General features: G+C 66.1%; 18 protein-coding genes and 1 pseudogene. 13 read left to right on the forward strand and 6 right to left on the reverse strand.

Features of this window, described 5'->3' with window-relative positions; all coding sequences use genetic code 11:
* The first annotated feature begins 13 nt into the window (after positions 1 to 13).
* The 6 genes from infB (at position 14) to F618_RS0102860 (ending at position 7530) form a co-directional block, all read left to right on the forward strand.
* Complete coding sequence (gene infB / locus F618_RS0102835; protein WP_019562676.1) at positions 14 to 2776, forward strand: translation initiation factor IF-2; 2763 nt, start codon at positions 14 to 16, stop codon at positions 2774 to 2776.
* Complete coding sequence (rbfA, locus tag F618_RS0102840) at positions 2776 to 3243, forward strand: 30S ribosome-binding factor RbfA (RefSeq protein WP_019567703.1); 468 nt, start codon at positions 2776 to 2778, stop codon at positions 3241 to 3243. Before infB ends, rbfA begins: the two co-directional genes overlap by 1 nt.
* A 31-nt stretch (positions 3244 to 3274) precedes the next feature.
* Positions 3275 to 4246, forward strand: coding sequence for a tRNA pseudouridine(55) synthase TruB (truB, locus tag F618_RS0102845; RefSeq protein WP_018167891.1), 972 nt, complete (start codon positions 3275 to 3277; stop codon positions 4244 to 4246).
* A 114-nt stretch (positions 4247 to 4360) separates the two neighbouring features.
* Positions 4361 to 4630 carry a 30S ribosomal protein S15 gene (rpsO, locus tag F618_RS0102850; protein WP_018146218.1) on the forward strand — a complete coding sequence of 90 codons (270 nt, stop codon included), beginning with the start codon at positions 4361 to 4363 and terminating at the stop codon, positions 4628 to 4630.
* A 122-nt stretch (positions 4631 to 4752) separates the two neighbouring features.
* Complete coding sequence (gene pnp / locus F618_RS0102855; protein WP_019567704.1) at positions 4753 to 6843, forward strand: polyribonucleotide nucleotidyltransferase; 2091 nt, start codon at positions 4753 to 4755, stop codon at positions 6841 to 6843.
* Between the two features lie 69 nt (positions 6844 to 6912).
* On the forward strand, positions 6913 to 7530 hold the full coding sequence (locus F618_RS0102860; protein ID WP_018146216.1) for a class I SAM-dependent methyltransferase: 618 nt from the start codon (positions 6913 to 6915) through the stop codon (positions 7528 to 7530).
* 177 nt (positions 7531 to 7707) lie between these two features.
* Here the strand turns inward: F618_RS0102860 and F618_RS0102865 are convergent, their stop codons facing one another.
* Entirely contained in the window at positions 7708 to 7986 is a 279-nt protein-coding gene (locus tag F618_RS0102865; protein WP_018937948.1) for a hypothetical protein, read from the reverse strand.
* A gap of 111 nt (positions 7987 to 8097) precedes the next feature.
* Between F618_RS0102865 and F618_RS0102870 the strand changes: the two genes are divergently transcribed.
* On the forward strand, positions 8098 to 9546 hold the full coding sequence (locus F618_RS0102870; protein WP_018937947.1) for a circularly permuted type 2 ATP-grasp protein: 1449 nt from the start codon (positions 8098 to 8100) through the stop codon (positions 9544 to 9546).
* A 1-nt stretch (position 9547) separates the two neighbouring features.
* On the forward strand, positions 9548 to 10507 hold the full coding sequence (locus F618_RS0102875) for an alpha-E domain-containing protein (protein WP_026313083.1): 960 nt from the start codon (positions 9548 to 9550) through the stop codon (positions 10505 to 10507).
* 19 nt (positions 10508 to 10526) lie between these two features.
* Here F618_RS0102875 and F618_RS0102880 read toward each other — a convergent pair whose 3' ends face one another.
* Positions 10527 to 11351 carry a proteasome-type protease gene (locus F618_RS0102880; RefSeq protein ID WP_018937946.1) on the reverse strand — a complete coding sequence of 275 codons (825 nt, stop codon included), beginning with the start codon at positions 11349 to 11351 and terminating at the stop codon, positions 10527 to 10529.
* 162 nt (positions 11352 to 11513) lie between these two features.
* Here F618_RS0102880 and F618_RS0102885 point away from each other — a divergent pair, with 162 nt between their 5' ends.
* Together F618_RS0102885 and F618_RS0102890 are read left to right on the forward strand one after the other, a co-directional pair.
* Entirely contained in the window at positions 11514 to 12110 is a 597-nt protein-coding gene (locus F618_RS0102885; RefSeq protein ID WP_019567705.1) for a histidine phosphatase family protein, read from the forward strand.
* A gap of 109 nt (positions 12111 to 12219) precedes the next feature.
* A complete protein-coding gene (locus tag F618_RS0102890) occupies positions 12220 to 12819 on the forward strand; it encodes a histidine phosphatase family protein (protein WP_026331124.1) in 600 nt (199 codons plus the stop codon).
* A 63-nt stretch (positions 12820 to 12882) separates the two neighbouring features.
* Here F618_RS0102890 and F618_RS0102895 read toward each other — a convergent pair whose 3' ends face one another.
* Positions 12883 to 13332: a host attachment protein gene (locus F618_RS0102895; protein ID WP_018948768.1), complete on the reverse strand. Its 450-nt coding sequence runs from the start codon at positions 13330 to 13332 to the stop codon at positions 12883 to 12885.
* 235 nt (positions 13333 to 13567) lie between these two features.
* On the opposite strand from F618_RS0102895, the gene F618_RS0102900 reads away from it, so the two are divergent.
* Both F618_RS0102900 and F618_RS14715 read left to right on the forward strand, forming a co-directional pair.
* A complete protein-coding gene (locus F618_RS0102900) occupies positions 13568 to 14605 on the forward strand; it encodes a DUF21 domain-containing protein (RefSeq protein ID WP_019567707.1) in 1038 nt (345 codons plus the stop codon).
* A 26-nt stretch (positions 14606 to 14631) separates the two neighbouring features.
* Positions 14632 to 15212: pseudogene (locus tag F618_RS14715) on the forward strand (GNAT family N-acetyltransferase).
* Between the two features lie 30 nt (positions 15213 to 15242).
* Here the strand turns inward: F618_RS14715 and F618_RS0102910 are convergent.
* The 3 genes from F618_RS0102910 to F618_RS0102920 all read right to left on the reverse strand — a co-directional run bounded on the left by F618_RS0102910 (position 15243) and on the right by F618_RS0102920 (position 18745).
* Positions 15243 to 15629 carry a YajD family HNH nuclease gene (locus tag F618_RS0102910; protein WP_018948765.1) on the reverse strand — a complete coding sequence of 129 codons (387 nt, stop codon included), beginning with the start codon at positions 15627 to 15629 and terminating at the stop codon, positions 15243 to 15245.
* A 70-nt stretch (positions 15630 to 15699) separates the two neighbouring features.
* The gene (locus F618_RS0102915) at positions 15700 to 16734 is read right to left on the reverse strand and encodes an alpha/beta fold hydrolase (protein ID WP_196800398.1); all 1035 of its coding nucleotides are present in this window, start codon (positions 16732 to 16734) and stop codon (positions 15700 to 15702) included.
* Positions 16724 to 18745, reverse strand: coding sequence for a site-specific recombinase (locus F618_RS0102920; protein WP_018176448.1), 2022 nt, complete (start codon positions 18743 to 18745; stop codon positions 16724 to 16726). Before F618_RS0102920 ends, F618_RS0102915 begins: the two co-directional genes overlap by 11 nt.
* A 266-nt stretch (positions 18746 to 19011) precedes the next feature.
* On the opposite strand from F618_RS0102920, the gene F618_RS0102925 reads away from it, so the two are divergent.
* Positions 19012 to 19626, forward strand: a complete 615-nt coding sequence (locus tag F618_RS0102925) for a BMC domain-containing protein (RefSeq protein ID WP_018167879.1) — start codon at positions 19012 to 19014, stop codon at positions 19624 to 19626.

The raw sequence follows: 19626 nt of genomic DNA on the forward strand, positions 1-19626 counted from the left end.
AAAAGAATCTGGAATGGAGGTAGGCGCCATGGCGCAAATGACAGTGCAGCAATTCGCGGAATCGGTGGGAACACCGGTTGACCGCCTCATGGTTCAGCTCAAGGAGGCGGGCGTCGAGGTCGATGGTCCGGAAGCGGCGATCACCGATGCCGAAAAGCGCAAGCTGCTCGATCACCTCCGTCAGGCGCATGGCGAGGGCGACGCAGGGCGCGTGACCCTGAAGCGCCGGACCCAGGCGCAGACCCTCAAGGTCAGCTCCGGCCAGGGGCGCTCCAAGACGGTTAACGTCGAGGTGCGCAAGAAGCGGACCCTGAAGCCCAAGCCCGCCGAGGCGCAGCCCGAGGCCCCGGTGGAAGAGGCCCCGGTGGCCGAAGAGCAACAGGCCCCGGCGCCCGAGGCCCCGGAAGAAGTCCGTGCCGCCGACCCGGCGGAAGAGACGGCCCCCGAGGCCCCGGTCGAGGACGAGACCCCGGTAGCCGAAGAGGTGCCGGTCGAGGAGCCCAAGGCCGAAGAGCCGGTTGTCGAGACCCCGGCCGAGCCGGAGCCCGAGGTGGCCGAAGAGGCCCCGGTCGAGGAGCCCGCTGCCGAACCGGAGCCCGTGCCCGAGAAGCCGAAGCGTGCACTCAGCCGTACCGAGCAGCTGGCGCTGCAGGTGGAGGCCGAGCGCGAAGCCCAGCGCAAGGCGTCCGACGCGCGCAAGCAGGAAGCCGTTGAACGCGAAGAACGCCAGAAGCGTCGGGCGAAAGAGCTCGAGGCCCAGGAGGCCAAGCGCGAGAAGGAAGAACAGACACGGTTGGAGCGCGAAGCCGCAGCGCGGCAGGCCGCTCCGGCAGCTGCCCCGGCAGCCGATGCCAAGGCCGGCAAGGGCGCCCGCAAGGGTGGCCGCAAGGACGAGCGCAAGGAACTGCATGTCGCCGGGGACCGCCGCGGTCGCCGCAAGAAGGGCGAGAGCCGCAAGGCCCAGTCCGCAGCGGCTCAGGCCGTGACCAGCAAGCACGGCTTTGCCAAGCCGACCGCGCCGGTGGTGCGGGATGTCGAGGTGCCGGAAACCATTACCGTGGCCGACTTGGCCCAGGCGATGGCGATCAAGGCGCCGCAGCTGATCAAGGCCCTGATGGGCATGGGCGTGATGGCGACCATCAATCAGTCGATTGATCAGGACACCGCGATGCTGGTGGTCGAGGAGATGGGGCATAACCCGATCGCCGCGAAGGAAACCTCGGTCGAAGACGAGATCGATACCGGTCTCGAGCAGAATGCCGAGGCCCGTCCGCGGCCGCCGGTGGTGACCGTGATGGGTCACGTCGACCACGGGAAAACCTCGCTGCTGGACTATATCCGCAAGGAGAAGGTCGCCTCTGGCGAGGCAGGCGGGATTACCCAGCACATCGGCGCCTACCACGTGAAGAACAACCACGATGGCGTGACCTTCCTGGATACGCCGGGGCATGCCGCGTTTACCGCGATGCGTGCCCGTGGCGCCCAATCCACCGACATTGTGATCCTGGTGGTTGCGGCGGATGACGGCGTGATGCCGCAAACCATTGAGGCGATCCAGCATGCGAAGGCTGCGGGCGTGCCGATGGTCGTGGCGGTCAACAAGGTCGACAAGCCCGAGGCCGAACCGGATCGGGTCATGAACGAACTGGCCCAGCACGAGGTAATCCCCGAGTCCTGGGGCGGCGATACCCAGTTCATTCAGGTCTCCGCCCATACTGGCCAGGGGATCGACGATCTGCTGGAGTCCCTGGGGCTGCAGGCCGAGGTGATGGAGCTGAAGGCCCCGGACGAGGGTCCGGCGCGTGGTGTGGTCATCGAATCGCGCCTGGAGAAAGGCCGTGGTCCGGTGGCGACCATTCTGGTCCAGTCCGGCAAGCTCAAGCACGGCGACATCGTGCTCTCGGGCAAGGAATACGGCCGCGTGCGGGCGATGTTCGACGATACCGGCACGGCCGTGAAGGAAGTCGGCCCGTCGATGCCGGTCGAGGTCCTGGGCCTGTCCGGGGTGCCGGACGCTGGCGACGAGGTGCTGGTGGTGGCCGATGACAAGACGGCCCGCGAGGTCGCAGAACATCGCGACACCAAGCAACGCGAGCGTAAGCTGGCCGCGCAGCAGGCGTCGAAGCTGGAGAACATCTTCAACCAGATGCAGGACGGCCAGATCGCGACCGTGAACATCCTGATCAAGGCGGATGTGCAGGGCTCGGCCGAGGCCTTGCGCGAGTCGTTGATCAAGCTGTCCACCGACGAGGTCCGCGTGAAGGTGGTCTCCGCCGGCGTGGGCGGGATCTCCGAGTCCGACATGAACCTGGCGATGGCCTCCGAGGCGATCGTCATCGCGTTCAACGTGCGTGCCGATGCGGGCGCGAAGCGCCTCGCGGCGGAGAACGAGATCGACGTGCGCTACTACTCGGTGATCTACGAGGCGATCGACGACGTGAAGCAGGCGCTGTCCGGTCTGCTGTCGGCCGAGATCCGCGAAGAGATCGTCGGCCTGGCGCAGGTGCGCGACGTGTTCAAGGCCTCGGGCTTTGGTCAGGTGGCCGGCTGTCTGGTGATGGAGGGCGCGGTCAAGCGGGGCAACCCGATCCGCGTGCTGCGCGACAACGTCGTAATCTACGAGGGCGAGCTGGAGAGCCTGCGTCGCTTCAAGGACGATGTGAACGAGGTCAAGGCCGGTACCGAATGTGGTATCGCGGTGAAGAACTACAACGACGTGAAGGCGGGTGACCAGATCGAGGTCTTCCAGCGCGTCGAGGTGGCCCGGACGCTCTGATGCCCGGTAACCGCGACTTCCATCGTTCCGACCGAGTCGGGGAGCAGATCCAGCGCGAGCTGGCCGAGCTCATCCGCATGGAGGTCAAGGACCCGCGGGTCGGCATGATCACGCTGGCCGGGGTCGAGGTGTCGCGCGATCTGGCGTATGCCCGAGTGTATTTCACCCAGCTCGGCGGGGCCGAGAAGGGCCAGGAGGCGCAGAAGGGCTTGAACAGCGCCGCCGGTTTTCTGCGCCGGGCCCTGGGGCAGCGCATGCGTCTGCGCTCGGTGCCGCAATTGCGCTTCATCTATGACGATACGCCGGAGCGCGGCGCGCACCTGTCGTCATTGATCAACCAGGCGCTGGCCGAGGATCGGGCGCATCATGCGGACGATCTCGAGGCCCCGGATGGGGACGGCGCGGCAGATGACGGTGGCTCCGACGAGCGACGCGATCCGGACGAGGGGCCGGAACGCGGGGCCTGAGCCCGGGCGTTTGCGGCCGGGCGGTTCATCCATGGCGAGCAAGCGGCGCGAGGTCGACGGCATCCTGTTGCTGGACAAGCCGCGGGGGCGCAGCTCCAACCAGGCGCTGGGCCGGGTCAAGTATCTGTTGCAGGCGAAGAAGGCCGGTCATACCGGGGCACTGGACCCGCGGGCGACGGGCCTTTTGCCGTTGTGCTTCGGGCAGGCCACCAAGGTCTCCGGCTGGCTGCTGGATGCGGACAAGCGCTATGTCGCCGAGGCGCGCCTGGGGGTGGAGACGGACAGCGCGGACCTCGATGGCGCAGTGATCCGCGAGGCGGCGGTGCCGCCCATCGAGCCGGCCACCCTGCGCGAGCTGGAGCGGCGGTTCAGTGGCGACCAGGCGCAAGTCCCGCCAATGGTCTCGGCCCTAAAGCATCAGGGCAAGCGCCTGTATGAGCTCGCGCGTCAGGGTGTGGAGGTGGATCGCCCCCCGCGTCCGGTGCAGATCCATTCCCTGGAGATCGAGCAGATCGCGGCGGACGGCCTGCGTTTGACGGTGCATTGCTCCAAGGGGACCTATATCCGTTCGCTGGTTGCCGACATCGGGCATGCGCTCGGTTGTGGAGCGGCGGTGGATACGTTGCACCGGGTCGGGCACGGCCACTTCGACGCCGCCGCGATGGTCTCGCTGGATGCCATTGAGGCGGCCTTCGAGGCGGGCGGGGTCGCCGCCATCGAGGCCTTGCTGCAACCGGCGGAGGCGGCGCTGGCGCACTGGCCGTCGGTCACGCTCGACGCCGCCGCCAGCGCCGCCATGCGCCATGGCAACCCGGCCGCGCCGACCGCCGTGGTCGGGCAGGCCCCAGGGGCGGCGGATGCGCCGTACGAAGGGGATACTGGCTGGCCCCTGGTGCGGATTTTTGATGATGGTGGCCGCTTCCTGGCGGTCGGTGTTCGCGACCCCGACGGGCAGATCCGGGCGCGGCGTTTGTTCGTGCCGGCGGCGCACGCGCCGGCCTGAGCGTGCCCGGTCTCTTTCTGTTCACGTCGTCGTGCGTCGTGCTACCATTGCCCGCCTATCGCCAGCGCCACTGGTCGGTTAACGGTTTAGAAATTTTTCAGGAGTCAGGTTTTCATGTCGCTCACCACCGAAGAAAAATCGGCCATCGTCGAGAAGCACAAGCGCGATCCCAACGACACCGGTTCGCCGGAAGTCCAGGTCGCGCTGCTGACGGCCCGCATCCAGCATCTGATGGGGCACTTCGACAAGCACAAGCAGGATCATCACTCGCGCCGCGGCCTGTTGAAGATGGTCAGCACGCGCCGCAAGTTGCTGACCTACCTCAAGCGTCATGACCAGGAGCGCTATCAGGCCCTGGTTCAGGAGCTTGGGCTGCGCCGCTAAGGCCGGCATGACGGGCCCGCGCCATTGGTGCGGGCCCGTTCGCTTTCGGGCCCGCACCAATGGGTCGCGAGAGCCAGAATTCAGGCATCAAAGTCGCAAGAACACGGGAAACGGGAAATAACGTGGCATACAAGAAGTCATTCCAGTACGGAAACCATACGGTCACCTTCGAAACCGGTGACATCGCTCGTCAGGCCAGTGGCGCCGTCATCGTCAATATGGCCGAGACCGTGGTGCTGGTCACCGTGGTGGCTCGCAAGGAAGCCGACCCGGGCCGAGACTTCTTCCCCCTGACCGTGAACTACCAGGAACGCACCTACGCGGCCGGCAAGATCCCGGGTGGATTCTTCAAGCGCGAGGGGCGTCCGAGCGAGAAGGAAACCCTGACTTGTCGCCTGATCGACCGACCGATCCGTCCGCTGTTCCCGGAAGGCTTCAAGAACGAGACCCAGGTGGTCGCGACGGTAATGTCGATCAACCCCGAGGTGGATCCCGATATCCCCGCGATGCTCGGGACCTCGGCCGCGCTGGCGCTCTCCGGCGTGCCCTTCGCCGGGCCGATTGGCGCCGCGCGCGTCGGTTACCGCGCCGGTGAGTACCTGCTGAACCCGACCTACAGCGCCCTGGCGGATTCCGACCTTGATCTTGTCGTGGCGGGTACCGAGAACGCCGTGCTGATGGTCGAATCGGAGGCCAACCAGCTCTCCGAAGAGGTGATGCTGGGTGCGGTGATGTACGGCCACGAGCAGATGCAGGCCGCGATCCAGGCGATCAAGGAACTGGCGGCCGAGGCCGGCAAGCCCGCGTGGGAATGGCAGCCGGCGGCGTCGCTCGAATCGCTCGAGGAGCAGATCCAGGGCGTGGTCGGCGAAGAACTGGTGGAGGCGTACCAGATCGCCGAGAAGCAGGCGCGCACGCAGCGCATTGGCGAACTGCGCGGCAAGGCCGTGGAGGCCCTGGTCCGTGAAGACGAGTCCGGGCCGAGCCTGGATGACGTGAAGACGGCCTTCCACGACCTGGAGTACCGCCTGGTCCGTGATCGTATCCTCGACGGCAACCCGCGCATCGATGGCCGCGACACCAAGACGGTACGCCCGATCCACGTGGATACGGGCGTGCTGCCGCGCGCGCACGGCTCCGCCGTGTTTACCCGGGGCGAGACGCAGGCAATGGTGGTGGCCACCCTCGGCACCGATCGCGATGCCCAGATCATCGATGCCCTGGAAGGCGAGCGCCGCGACCGTTTCATGCTGCACTACAACTTCCCGCCTTACTGCACCGGCGAAACCGGCTTTGTCGGGTCACCCAAGCGCCGCGAGATCGGCCACGGGCGCCTCGCCAAGCGTGGCGTGCAGGCGGTGATGCCGAACGAGGCGGACTTCTTCCCCTATGTGCTTCGCGTGGTCTCCGAGATCACCGAATCCAACGGGTCCAGCTCCATGGCCTCTGTCTGCGGTACCTCGCTGGCGCTGATGGATGCCGGCGTGCCGCTGAAGGCTCCGGTTGCAGGTATTGCGATGGGCCTGATCAAGGAAGGCGATCGCTTCGCCGTGCTCTCCGATATCCTCGGCGACGAGGACCATCTGGGGGACATGGACTTCAAGGTGGCCGGTACCAACGACGGCGTGACCGCGTTGCAGATGGACATCAAGATCGACGGGATCACCCGCGAGATTATGGAGCGGGCGCTGGCCCAGGCCCGTGAAGGCCGCATGCATATCCTCGGATGCATGAACGAAGTGCTGCCGCATCATCGTGACGAGATGTCCTCGCACGCGCCGCGCTTCATCACCATGAAGATCAACCCGGACAAGATCCGCGACGTGATCGGCAAGGGCGGGGCGACCATTCGCGCACTGACCGAAGAGACCGGCGCGACCATCGACATCCAGGACGACGGCACGGTGAAGGTCGCCTCCACCGATCAGGCGGCGGGCCTCGAGGCCAAGCGCCGTATCGAAGAGCTGACTGCGGATATCGAGGTCGGGCGCCAGTACACCGGGAAGGTGGCGAAGATCATGGACTTCGGGGCGTTCGTCTCGATCCTGCCGGGCCGTGACGGTCTGGTCCACATCTCGCAGATCTCCGACGAACGTGTCGAGAGCGTCGGCGATTTCCTCTCGGAAGGGGATTCGGTGACGGTGCGGGTCCTGGAAGTGGACAAGCAGGGCCGCATCCGTCTGAGCATGAAGGCGGTCGAACCCGAGTCCTGATCGGACTCGCTTCGATCACGGGCGTTGCTTTTTCCGGCGCCCGGCCATTCAGATTCGGGACGCGTGGGCATGGACCTCGTCAGTATTCGCAAAAGTTACCGGCGCTACGCTCGCCACTACGACGCCACCTTCGGTCGAGTGTTCGCGACCGGGCGCGCCAGTGCGCGGGAGACCCTGGCGCCGGTCTCGGGCAAGCGCATCCTGGAAGTCGGGGTCGGCACCGGGATCTCGCTGCCGGATTATCCGGATGACTGCGAGGTGGTGGGGATCGATGTATCCCGCGAGATGCTGGAGGTTGCGCGTGGGCGCCTGAACGGCGGTCTGCCGGCGGTATCCGGCCTGTGCGAGATGGATGCCGAACAGCTCGGCTTCGCCGACAATAGCTTTGATGCGGTGGTCGCGATGTATGTGGCCACCGTGGTACCCAACCCCGATGCCCTGTTCGCCGAGATGTGGCGAGTCTGCCGCCCCGGGGGACGCCTGCTGGTGGTCAACCACTTTGCCTCGCAGCAATGGTTGTTGCGCGGCGTCGAGCGCTGCCTGCGGCCGCTGTCGAAGGCCGTTGGGTTCCGGCCGGACATGGAATACGAGGACTTCGTGCGCGTGACCGGGCAGGAGCCCTGCATGGTCGCCCCGGCCAGCCTGTTCGGCTACTGGAAACAGGTCGAATTCCGCAAGCCTGTCTGAACGTTCGTCCTCGCAGGGCTCAGCCACGAGCACCGTCATCGCGAGGAGCGCAGCGACGTGGCGACCGCCATGGGCGGTCCCGGGACCGATCCGAACGAAACGCAGGGGTTACGGACGGAGGTTGCTTCGTCGCTTCGTTCCTCGCAATGACGGTGCTTGTGGCAACACCATGGTCGGTCAGCGGCGGGTGAACAACGGCAGCTCGTGGCGCCGCGCATTGGCGGCGAGAAACTGCCCGCGGCCGTCCCGCTCGGCATCCAGCCCGGCCTGTTCCGTTGAAGGTTCCCCCAGGATTGTTGCCAGGAACACCTCCAGTTCCCGCCCGTCTACCCGCAAGCTGCCGAAGGGCGTGCCGTCTGCGGCCGCATGCCAGAACAACCGTGGTTGCCAGTTGCATCCCTGGATCTTCGGGTGGCGGTAGAGTTCGATCAGGCGCTGTTCGAGTGCGTCGGACATGGGAACCTCGGTCGGGGCGGGCCGGACGAAACGCTGTAGGCAGAAACGTCGGCTAGCGCGAAAAGACGTTACTGTAGAACAACACCATCCCCGCGTCAGAGGACCCGACGAATGGCCATCGACTGGAAGCATTACGATTCCGCCCCGTTTTACGACGAACTGATCGAGAAACCTGGCCAGCCGCGCGCTCCGGCTCGGGCACTCGCGGAATACCTGGCCTCGCTGGACGAGGGCGAGATCCACAGCCGCAAGCAGGCCGCGGACAGCGCGATTCTCGAGATGGGTATCAGCTTCACGGTCTACACCGAAGGCGAGAACATTGACCGCGCCTGGCCGTTCGACATCATCCCGCGGGTCATTGCGCGCAAGGAATGGGATCAGGTCACGGCCGGCCTCGAGCAGCGCCTGAATGCCCTGAACCTGTTCATCGACGATATCTACAACGAGCAGCGGATCTTCCAGGACAAGGTGATTCCGCGCTATGTCCTGAATCAGTCGAAGAATTTCCGCGAACAGTGTGTTGGTATCAAGCCGCCGCAGGGCGTCTGGGCACACATCTGCGGCTCGGACCTGGTGCGCGACGGCTCGGGGCAGTTCTACGTGCTGGAGGACAACCTCCGCGTGCCCTCCGGCGTGTCGTACATGCTGGAGAATCGGCAAGTCACCAAGCGGGTGTTCCCGGAGCTGTTCGAGAGTTCCAGCATCCTGCCGGTGGATGAATATCCCACCCAGCTGTTCGACATGCTCGCCTCGATCTCGCCGCGCCCGCAGGATTACCCGGAGATCGCGGTGCTGACGCCGGGGATCTACAACTCGGCCTACTTCGAACACTCCTTCCTCGCCCAGCGCATGGGCGCGGAGCTGGTGGAGGGCGCGGATCTGGTGGTCGGCGACGACGACTGCGTCTACATGCGCACCATCGATGGTCTGGAGCGCGTCGACGTCATCTACCGGCGCATCGACGACGAGTTCCTGGATCCGGAGGTCTTCAACCCGGATTCGATGCTGGGCGTGCCCGGGCTGATGCGCGCATGGCGCCAGGGCAACGTGGGGCTCGCCAACGCGCCGGGCGCGGGCGTGGCCGACGACAAGGTGATGTATGCCTTTGTGCCGGACATCATCCGCTATTACCTGGATCAGGAACCGATCATCCCCAACGTGCCGACCTATCTCTGCGTCAACGAGAAGGATCGTGCCTACGTGCTGGATCACCTCGACGAGCTGGTGGTGAAGCCGGCCAACGAGTCCGGTGGCTACGGCATGCTGGTCGGCCCGCACGCAACCAAGAAGCAACGGGCCGAGTTCGCCCAGCTGATCAAGAAAGACCCGCGCAACTACATCGCCCAGCCGACGCTGGACCTTTCGGTGGCCCCGACGCTGTGCGGTGACGAGATCGAACCGCGGCACCTGGATCTGCGCCCATTCGTCCTGCAGGGGGTGCGCACCGACGTGACCGCCGGCGGGCTGACCCGCGTGGCGATGCGCAAGGGCTCGCTGGTGGTGAACTCCTCGCAGGGCGGGGGCAGCAAGGACACCTGGATCGTGGACGAGGAGAACTAAGATGCTCTCGAGAGTCGCAGAACGCGTGTACTGGATGGCGCGCTACGTTGAGCGTGCCGAGAACACGGCGCGCATGGTCATGGCCTTCAATCTGCTGGCGCTGGACATGCCGAAATCGGTGCAGCTGTCCTGGAAGGGGCTGGTGGACGTCACCGGTAACGAGGCCCTGTTCGACAACCACTACCAGCGCGAAGATGAACGGAACTGCGTGAAGTTCCTGCTGGCCGATGCCGATAACCCCAGCTCCATCCTCAACTCCCTGCGCGCCGCGCGCGAGAACGTTCGCACCACGCGCGATCTGGTGCCCTCCGAGGCCTGGGAGGTGATGAACGAACTCTATCTGTTCGCGCGCGACCATATCGATCAGGGTATCGGCAAGCGCGGGCGTTTCGAATTCCTCTCGGACGTCATCCAGCGCTGCCAGACCCTGACCGGGCTGCTGGCAGGCACCATGAGCCACGATGCCGCCTACGACTTTATCCGCCTGGGGCGCAACCTGGAGCGGGCCGACATGGGGACGCGGCAGATCGACGTTGGCGCACTGCGCCACCTGAAGAAGGATGGTGAGGACCCGGGGCCCTACGAGGGACTGCTGTGGACCAGCATCCTGCGTTCGGAGAGCGGCTTCCAGATGTATCGTCAGCATGTGAAGCGGCGCATCAACGGCGTGGATGTGGTGCGCTACCTGTTGCAGGACACCGCCTTCCCGCGGTCGGTTACCCACGCCCTGACCCAGGTACAAGACGCGCTGGAAAAATTGCCGAACAACGAACTGCCCCTGCGCCTGGTGATCCAGGGGCGCCGTCACGCGGCCGATGCCCACGTGGACGAATTGATCAAGGAAGAGGCCCTGCACGCCTTCATCGACGTGCTGCAGCGGGATATCGGAGATATTCACGGCGCGAACGCCGAGACCTGGTTCCTGGCCTCGCCGGCGCAGGTGCAGACTCAGGCGGCGTAGCTTCGCCGCGCTGCGGTGTTCAGCGCCGCGGCTTTTTCGTCTTGGCCGAGGAAGACCCCGCCGTCTTGCCGGAGCCGCGGCTGACGCGCGTCCCGCGCTGCTTGCGTTCGTGGGCGGATTCCCAGTCGAAGCGCGGCAGGTCGGTGAAGGCCTTCTTGATGTTCATGTCCCAGGCCTGGGTGAGCGACCGCAGATAGTCGTCGTCCGTCTCCAGGCACAGGTAATGGTCGAAGGTCAGGGTGCCGCGCTCATAGACCATCACCTCGATCGGTGGCCCCACGGTCAGGTTCGAGCGGATCGTCGAGTCGATGGAGACCAGGGCACAGCGCGCGGCATCGCCCAGCGGGGTGGTTGGGTCGATGATGCGGTCCAGAATGGGCTTGCCGTATTTGCTCTCGCCGATCTGCAAGAAGCGTGTCTGCTGCGAGGTGGTGATGTAGTTGCCCTGCGGGTAGACCATGAAGATGGCCGGCGCGTCCTGGCCGATCTGGCCGCCGATGATCAGTGTGGCCTCGGCCTTGATGCCGGAGCGGGACAGCGCCTCGGAGTGCTTTTCCGCCTCTTCGCGGTTGAGGCGCCCCAGATAGTCGGCCGCATCCGACATGCGCTCCACGGTTGCCAGGCTCTCGTCGGCACCTTCTTCCATGTCCCGTTTGAGCTGCTGTACCACCGATTGAGTGGTGGCGAGGTTGCCGGCAGCGAGGACCACAAAGACCCTCTGACCCTCGATCTCGAAGGTGTGCATCTTGCTGTAGGTGCTGACCTGGTCGACGCCCGCATTGGTGCGGGAGTCGGAGGCGAAGACGAGACCGTCGTCCAGATCGATGGCGACACAATAGGTCATGGGGACGCGGGTTTCCGGGCAAGGGGGTGACGGCATACTAGGGCTAGGGTCGGGGGGCGTCAACGCGCCGGGCGGATGGTCGCGCCCAGAACATGCATCGAACCGATTCCCTTTTATGACGGTCTCTTGCTCCGTTGAACCCTGTTTTTACTGGAGGCCCCGATGCTTCGGCGCTGGTTTTTGTTCCTGATCATCCTTGGATTTTCCCCCGTAACCGCGAGCGCCGACACACTGGCGTCGGAGGCCCTGATCGAGCGCATGCAGGCGGGTGGGCTGGTGATTTACTGGCGGCATGCGGCCACCGACCGCAGCCAGCGGGACACTGGCCTGTCCGACATGAGCCGTTGCGAGGCGCAGCGCAATCTCGACGACCGCGGGCGCGAGCAGGCTCGTCAGGTGGGCGAGGGCTTCGAGCGCCACGCGATTCCGGTAGAGCGCATCCTGAGCTCGCCCTTCTGCCGCAATGTCGACAGCGCCCGGATCGCCTTCGGCGAAGATTCCTGGGAGGTCCGTGACGACCTGTTCAACGTGCCGCCAGTGCGTGACCGTCAGCGCCAGCAGGAGCTGGTCGAGGCATTGCGGCGCTATCTGGTTACGGCGCCGGAGGATGCCGGGAAGAACGTGGTGATCGTCGGCCACAACATCAATCTTCAGCAGGCCGCCCGGGTTCGCATCGACGAGGGTGAAATCGCCGTGTTCGAGCCCGGCGGCGACTCGCCCCGTGTACTCGGGATGCTGACGCCCGAGGACTTCGACTGAGCCCCGGGATTCCTTGAGGCACGTGCCCGGTGTGGATGCCGGGCACCGCGGCCGCAGATCGTCTACGCCCAAGGGAAACACCGAATCCATCACCTGCGAGGAGGACGGCATGCGAACTGGGATGCTGGGCGCAATCCTGGGCCTGTTGCTGGTGGCGTTCGCTACCGCGGATGCGGAGACGCTGGCACCGGATGCGCTGATTGAGCGCATGCAGACTGGCGGGCTGGTGGTGTACTGGCGGCATGCGGCGACGGATCGCTCGCATGACGACTACGATCTGTCGGACATGGACGACTGCGAAGGGCAGCGCAATCTCAGCACGCACGGGCGTGAGCAGGCGCGCCAGGTGGGCAAGGGCTTCGAGCATTACGCGATCCCGGTGGAGCAGGTGCTGACCAGCGAGTTCTGCCGCAACTGGGAGACCGCGCACTATGCCTTCGATGACTACGAGATTCGGACCGAGCTCTACAATCTGCCGATTATCCAGGATGACGAGCGCCGCGAGGACCTGATCGAAGGCCTGCGGAGGCATCTGAATACTCCGCCCAAGGATCCGAAGAAAAACATCGTCGTTGTGGGCCACGACCTGAACCTGCGCCACGCGGTGGAGGTCGAGATCGAGGAGGCCGAGATGGCGGTGTTCGAGCCACACGCCGACGGCCCGCGTCTGCTGGGCACGCTGAAGCCGGACGATCTCGGTAAGCGCTGAGAGGTGTTTGTTCCGGTCGGTCGCACCCTGGCCCCGCCATGCGGGGCCAGGGCTGGGGTGTGACTAGTAGAGGAAGTCGGGCAGGTGCTTGCGCAGGGTGGTGGCGTCGATGGATTTGGTGATGTTCTTGGCGACCTCGGCAGTGACGTTATGGGCCACGGTCGGGTCCAGCATTTCGCGCAGGGCGCCCAGGAACGAGGGTGCGGCGACGATCACCAATTTCTTGTAGGTGCCGTCGTTATGGGCGGACTTGAGGCGTTCGGCCACCTGACGGGCAAAGCGGTTGCGTTCGTTGGCGGCGGGGTCGGTGCTGTCCTGCATCGCGTGGCGTGCGTCCCCGCTGGCACTGCTCCAGCTGCGCCCGGGACGATCCGAGACGAGATCCTGATTGTGGGCGCGGGATTCGCTGTGCGAGAGCGTCTCGCTCTCGTGCATCCCCTGGCAGGCACGGCCCTCGCAGGTAAAGATGCGGGCTCGTGCGGCGTCGGCGACAACGATCCAGACTGTATCCATGCAGATCCTCCTGTAGCGTATTCGGTGGCCCGACCGCCCGTTTCCGGGCGTACCAGGCCGCTATGGGGCCGGCCCGACAGGCATCGGCCCCGTCTTCGAGTGTAGATGCTTTGCCGGTTCACGGGTGGGGCTTTGCACGACGAAACCAACGTTCCGTGCGGGCGCGCACGGCTTGCCGCGCGGTACCCTGAAGCCTCTCTCGTTCGTGCGCAGTGTTGCCCAAGGAAAAGACCCCATGAGTGTCCTCACCTGGCTGGGTATCCTCGTCTGCCTGTCCCAATCGGCGATTCTGTCCGGGCTCAATCTCGGACTGTTCTCGCGCAGCAAGCTGGAGCTGGAGGTCGAGGCGCAGAAGGGCGACTGGCGCGCGGAGCGCCTGCTGGCCTTGCGCGCCGATGCTAACTTTGCCCTGGTAAGCATTCTCTGGGGCAACGTCTCCGTCAACGTGCTGCTGGCGTTGTTGTCTGGCTCGGTGATGGGCGGCGTGGCGGCGTTCCTGTTCTCCACCGTGGTGATCACGATCTTTGCCGAGATTCTGCCGCAGTCCTATTTTTCGCGGCATGCCCTGCGGGTGGCCGGGGCGCTGTATCCACTGCTGCGCTTCTACCAGATCCTGATGTACCCGGTGGCACGGCCCACCGCCTGGGTGCTGGACCGCTGGCTGGGGGGCGAGGAGATTCGCTTCTTCCCCGAGCGCGACCTGCACTACCTGATCGATCTGCACATGCAGGCCCACGGCAGCGAGATCACCCGGGTCGAGGGGCGGGGCGCGCGGAATTTCCTCGAGCTGGACGACATCCTGGTGCAGCACGAGGGCGAGGCGCTGGACCCGGACAGCGTGATCACGCTGGACTTCGAGGCCGGGCGTCCGGTGTTTCCGGAGATCGAGCCCCGTACCGATGATGCGTTCCTGCGCCGACTCAATCGACCGGGTCGAAGCTGGATGGTGGTCAGCGATCCCGAGGGCGAGCCGCGCACGGCTATCCGGGTCGCGGATTTCACCCGCGGGGCGCTGTTTGCGCCGGAGCGGTTCGATCCCCACCATCACTGCCATCACCCGCTGGTCGTGCGTGATGGCAGCCACCGGCTCGGCAGCCTGGTACCCCATTTCCGCGTGCGCCCGGCCAGCAGCGGCGACACGGTGGTTGGGGACGACGTGATCCTGCTGTGGACCGATAGCCAGCGCCGCATATTGAGTGGGTCGGATATCCTTGGGCGCCTCTTGCGCGGTGTCGGCCGGGAGGCCCCTGCGGACACGCCGGCGTCGGTTTGATTGCGATCCCGGGGGGGGCGAGACGAATGGAGTACAGGATCGTGGGAGGGGCGGGGATGGCCCCATACCTGGAGGATGTTGCACGCCTGCGCATCGCAGTGTTCCGCGAGTGGCCGTATCTTTACGACGGCAGCGCGGAGTACGAAGAGCGGTATCTGCAGGACTACGTGGACTGCCCGGACAGTACGTTGGTACTCGCGCTGGAAGGTGATCTCGTCGTGGGGGCCTCCACTGCGCTGCCGCTGGCCGCGGCCGAGGCGGAGTTCCAGGCCCCGTTCCTTGAGCAGGGACTGGACCCGGCGGCGTATTACTACCTTGCGGAATCGGTGCTGGAGCTGGACTTCCGCGGCCAGGGCGCGGGGCATCGGTTCTTCGACGAGCGCGAGGCCGCGGCGCGGCGCCTGGGCTTTGCCCATGCCACCTTCTGCGCGGTGGTGCGCCCGGATGATCACCCGCGACGCCCGGCCTGTTACCGGCCCTTGGACGGGTTCTGGGAAAAGCGCGGCTACCGTCGCGCCGAGGGGCTGGTCGGCCACTTCCCTTGGCCGGATATCGGCGCGAGGCAGGAGAGCCTCAAGCCATGGAGTTCTGGTGCCGCCGGCTCTGACACAAAGCCGGCATCCAGCCCGGAGTCGCTCTACGTTTTCGAGTCGTCGCCGCCCCGGTCGTTATCGTTAAGCAACCCAGCCAGCCCGGCAAAGGGGTTGTGGGTGGCCGAGTTGGTACCCGCCGTCTGGCCGCTGCCCGGGGTGGCGTCGGTGTAGCGCTGGTGTTCGTTGTCGTGGCAGTACAGGCACAGCAGCTCCCAGTTGCTGCCGTCGGATGGATTATTGTCGTGGTTGTGGTCGCGGTGGTGCACGGTCAGCTCGCGCAGGTTGACGCGGGTGAATTCGCGCGCGCAGCGCCCGCACACCCACGGATACATCTTCAACGCTTGCTCGCGGTAGCCCTGTTCCCGTTCCGCCTGATCGCGGCGGCTGCGGGCAACCAGGTCGTCGAGGCGGTTGGGGGTCGAGTGGCTCATGGGGCGTTCTCCGAAGGTTGGCTGGGTCCACCGTAGCGCCAGCGCGCGGTGGTGGCCAGAGAAACCCGAGTCAGTGCTTTTCGCGCAGGTACTGTGCCAGGGCGTCGGGCGAGCGCTCGTGGCCCGAGGGGAGGCTTCCTTGGGGGTCCCGCAGCCAGGCGGCGATGTCGTCGAACGTGGTCTCGGCCCCGGTATACCGGGTCAGCATGTGATAGCCCTCGGGGTAGAGCGCGGCCCGATGGTCATCGGATCCCTGGGCGGTCAGGGCCTCCAGCAGGCGCGCCAGCGGCAAGGGTGGCACCAGATCGTCGCGCGCTCCGTACAGCGTCAGGCTCGGTGGGGGCAAAGCCGGGCCCGCCTCCAGCGCGTGGGTCATCAGGGTGGTCAGGCCGTCCAGGGCATCGATGCGGGCATCACGCAACACCAGCGGGTCGTCACGCATCTGTTGTAGCACCGCGGGGTCATCGGTGGGGTGGATGTCGAGGTCAGCGGCCATCTCGCCGTCCAGGCGCCAGCCGGGCGCCAGGCGCGCCCCCAGCCACAGGCCGAAGCGCTGATACCAGGGCATGTCGCCACGGCTCCAGACCGCCGGGGCGATCAGGACCGTGCCGGCGACCCGGGGCGATGCAGTGGCGGAATCGGTCGTTTCCTCCATGGCCAGCAGCGCGACAGCGCCGCCCATGCTCTTGCCGATCAGGTAGGGCGTCTGGTCGGGGTAGCGCTCTTGCAGCAGCCGGAGTGCGGTGCGGGCGTCCTCGGCCAGCAGTCGGTGACCGGACCAGTAGCCGGCGTTGCGCGTGGCTCCGAAGCCGCGCTGGTCATAGGCATACACCGCAATGGCGTGCCCGGCCAGCGCCTCGCCCAGCGCCTGCATGCTGCCACCGTGGTCGTTGAAGCCGTGCAGGGCCAGCACAACCCGCTCGGGGGTGTCCGGCCCCCAGCGGTGCAGCGGCAGCCGGTCGCCATCCGTCGTGTGGATCACCTCGGAGGCGATCAGCGGGGTGCGGGTCTCGTCACCGGACGGGCTGGGTACCGTCCCGGCACAGCCGGCGAGCGATAGCGCGAGTGTCGGCGCCAGCAGACGCAAGGCCCTGCTAACGAGCATCGGACTCGTCGTCGCCTCCGTTGGTCGTGGTCTGCGCGCCGGGCGGGAACAGGAATTCGCCCGGACGTTCGCGCAGGTGGCGACCATAGGCGCGAACGACGCGGCCAAAGGTCCCGATGCGCACGCCACGGGCGCGCAGCGCAACGTACAGCGCGAGCCCGAAGCTGACCCACAGGTTAACTGCCCCGATCAGCAGCACGAACACCAGAAACAGGACGAACATGCCCAGCCCGGGCGCTTCGCTGGCGGTGACATAGCCGAGGTTGGCCGAGGCAAAGGCGACGTGCTGGATGTCCAGTGGCAGGTTCAGCAGGTAGCCGACATATCCGGTCACTCCCAAAAGCACGCCGAACAGGAAGTTGCCGATCAGTGCACCGTAGTTGTGGCCGATCCAGTCGGCCAGGCGGTGGCGCGCCCCGGTCGGCAGCAACCGGCGCAGCAGCGGATGCTCGCGCAGGCGGCCGGGCAGGTCGAGGTAGGCGCAGCGGTTGTCGAAGAAGCCCGCAATCAGGCCGGAGACGAACAGCCAGACCCCGGCGATCGCGGCAAAGAATAGCGCCAGGCCCATGATCGGGTGCAGCCCGTCCACCAGGTAGTCGACCTCGCGACCGGACAGGACCGGAGCGTTGAACAGACCCGCCGCAAACAGACCGATCAGGATGGCGGTCGGCAGCGCGATGCCCACGTTGCCGAGTACTGCGGCGAACTGCGAACGGCCCACCCGCATCAGGAGATCTGCCATGGTTCGTGGATCGGCTGTGCCGCGTTCGCTTTCTTCGATGGCGGCGGCCAGACGCGCGGCGGTCATTGCCGGCTGCTTGGTGGCCACGGTGAAATGCAGGATGTGGATCAGCACAAAGCCGAGGCCGTAGTTCAAGCTCACCCACAGGGTGTTGACCGCGTGGGACAGTCCCAGGGATTCAATCTGGATTTTGATCAGGGCCATGACCGCGATGATCAGCCCGGCGCCGGCTCCGGAGCGCAGCATCTGGAAGTATTCGCCGCGCGACTGCGTGATGTAGTGCTCGCCGGTGTCGCTGACTTGCTGGGTGATGCTGCGCGAGACCAGCTTGATGTTGTCCTGCCACAGCGCGCGTACGCCGTGCTGGCGGGCGCTGATGGTGATGAGTTCGCGGAACACCCCGACCGAGGCCGCGCGCGTGTCGCGGTCCGCGTCCGGCTCCAGCAGGTCCAGTAGCTTGTGAATGCGGCCGAGGGTCTGGTCCAGACGTTCCAGAAGGTGGGTGAGCGACAGGCTGTTGCCATGGGTGATGGCCAGCTGGCGCAGGCGCGCGATCTGCTCGCTGCACTGCTCCAGAAGCACCCGCGCGTGGCGGTCGTCCATGCGTTCGCGGTTGGGGTCCTCCAGGGTGGCGCGGTAGTCACGCACGTAGGCGGAGATCTCGCGCTCCTGGGCGACAAAGGCCGAGTTGTGCTCGGCGATCGATGGGTCCAGGCGCAGCAGTTCCGGCTCCAGCTCCTCCGCGGCCACCCAGATCGACAGCATCTCCAGGGCGTAGAGGATTTCTTCGCGTGCCCGTTGCAGGACCCCGGGGTGTTCCCCGGTCAGGCAGCCCAGGGCCTCCAGCAGGCGCCACCAGGCATCGTCCGGCAGGGCCGCAACCCAGGCGGCGTCATCGGTCTGGTGAAACACGTGATAAAGCACGTCTTTCAGGTCGCGCCGGTCCATCGGGCGCGGATTGATCCGCTCGTAGATCAGCTCCGCGGCCTCGCGGAAGAAACCCTTGCGCGAGAACAGCCCGATCCCGGTGTACAGCGTCAGGTGCCGGGCGTCCTCCAGCCCGTCCTCCAGGCGCTCACGCAGCCGGTCCTGCAGGCGCGGGTTCTCGCCCAGGGCGAGGGTTAACTGCTCAATACGGGAGATCACCGGCGCGACATTGCGCGGGTCCTCCGGGCGCAGCCAGTCCACGAGCTGGCGCAGGGTCTCGGCCAGATCGAGATCGGCGTCTTCCACGCTGGCGAGGAGGTGTTCCGCATCCTTCTTCGGCATGACAATCCCTGTGGCTGCGGGGTTGGCGTTGCATTATACGAGCGTCTTCCCGGGACGTGTGGCCGCCCGAAGGCCGGCCCGTGAAGGCACTCAACGTTGAGCTTGGGGCGCGCTGCGTTCACAATACGTCCTCCAATTCTCCCGCGTGTGCACGCGAGCCCGCCCATTTCGGGGCGGCTTGCATGAGGCGTGCGCGAATTCCCGCGCGGGTTCGGGCCGCGACGTGCGGGAACCATGGGCCGCAGGCCCTGGCCCAGAGCGAATCGATGATCCAGCTGCGCACCTACGTCTACATGGATTCCCTCCAGCCGCAGCTGGCGGAATACATGGCTACGGTCTCCCAGGGCTTCCTGCCCGTTCCGGGAGACTCCTGCCTGTGGGTGGAAGTGTCCCCGGGGATGGCGGTGCACCGCCTGACCGACGTCGCACTCAAGGCGACCAACGTGCACCTCGCGCAGCAGGTGGTGGAGCGCGAATTCGGCTCCATGGTGATCCACCACCGCGACCAGAGCGATGTGCAGGAGGCCGGCCGCGTGCTGCTGGCACGCCTGGGCGCCAGCCAGGACGATCGCCAGCCCTGCCGCATCCCGTGGCAGGAGACCATCCGCGGGATGACCCCGGATCACACCGTGCTGATCAACCGCCAGAACCGTCGCGGCAACATGATCCTGCCGGAACAGAGCATGTTCATCCTCGAGGCGGAGCCGGCGGGGTACATCATCTATGCCGCGAACCAGGCCCTGAAGGCCGCCAACGTCTCGCTGATCGACGTGCGTGCGGTGGGGGCCTTTGGCCGACTGACCCTGGCCGGCAGAGAGGGCGATGTGGACGAGGCCGCGCGCGCGGCGATCCACGCGCTGCACAACCCCGCCGGGACCTGA

It is taken from the genome of Thioalkalivibrio sp. ALMg13-2, assembly GCF_000381185.1.
Classification (GTDB): Bacteria; Pseudomonadota; Gammaproteobacteria; order Ectothiorhodospirales; family Ectothiorhodospiraceae; genus Thioalkalivibrio; species Thioalkalivibrio versutus.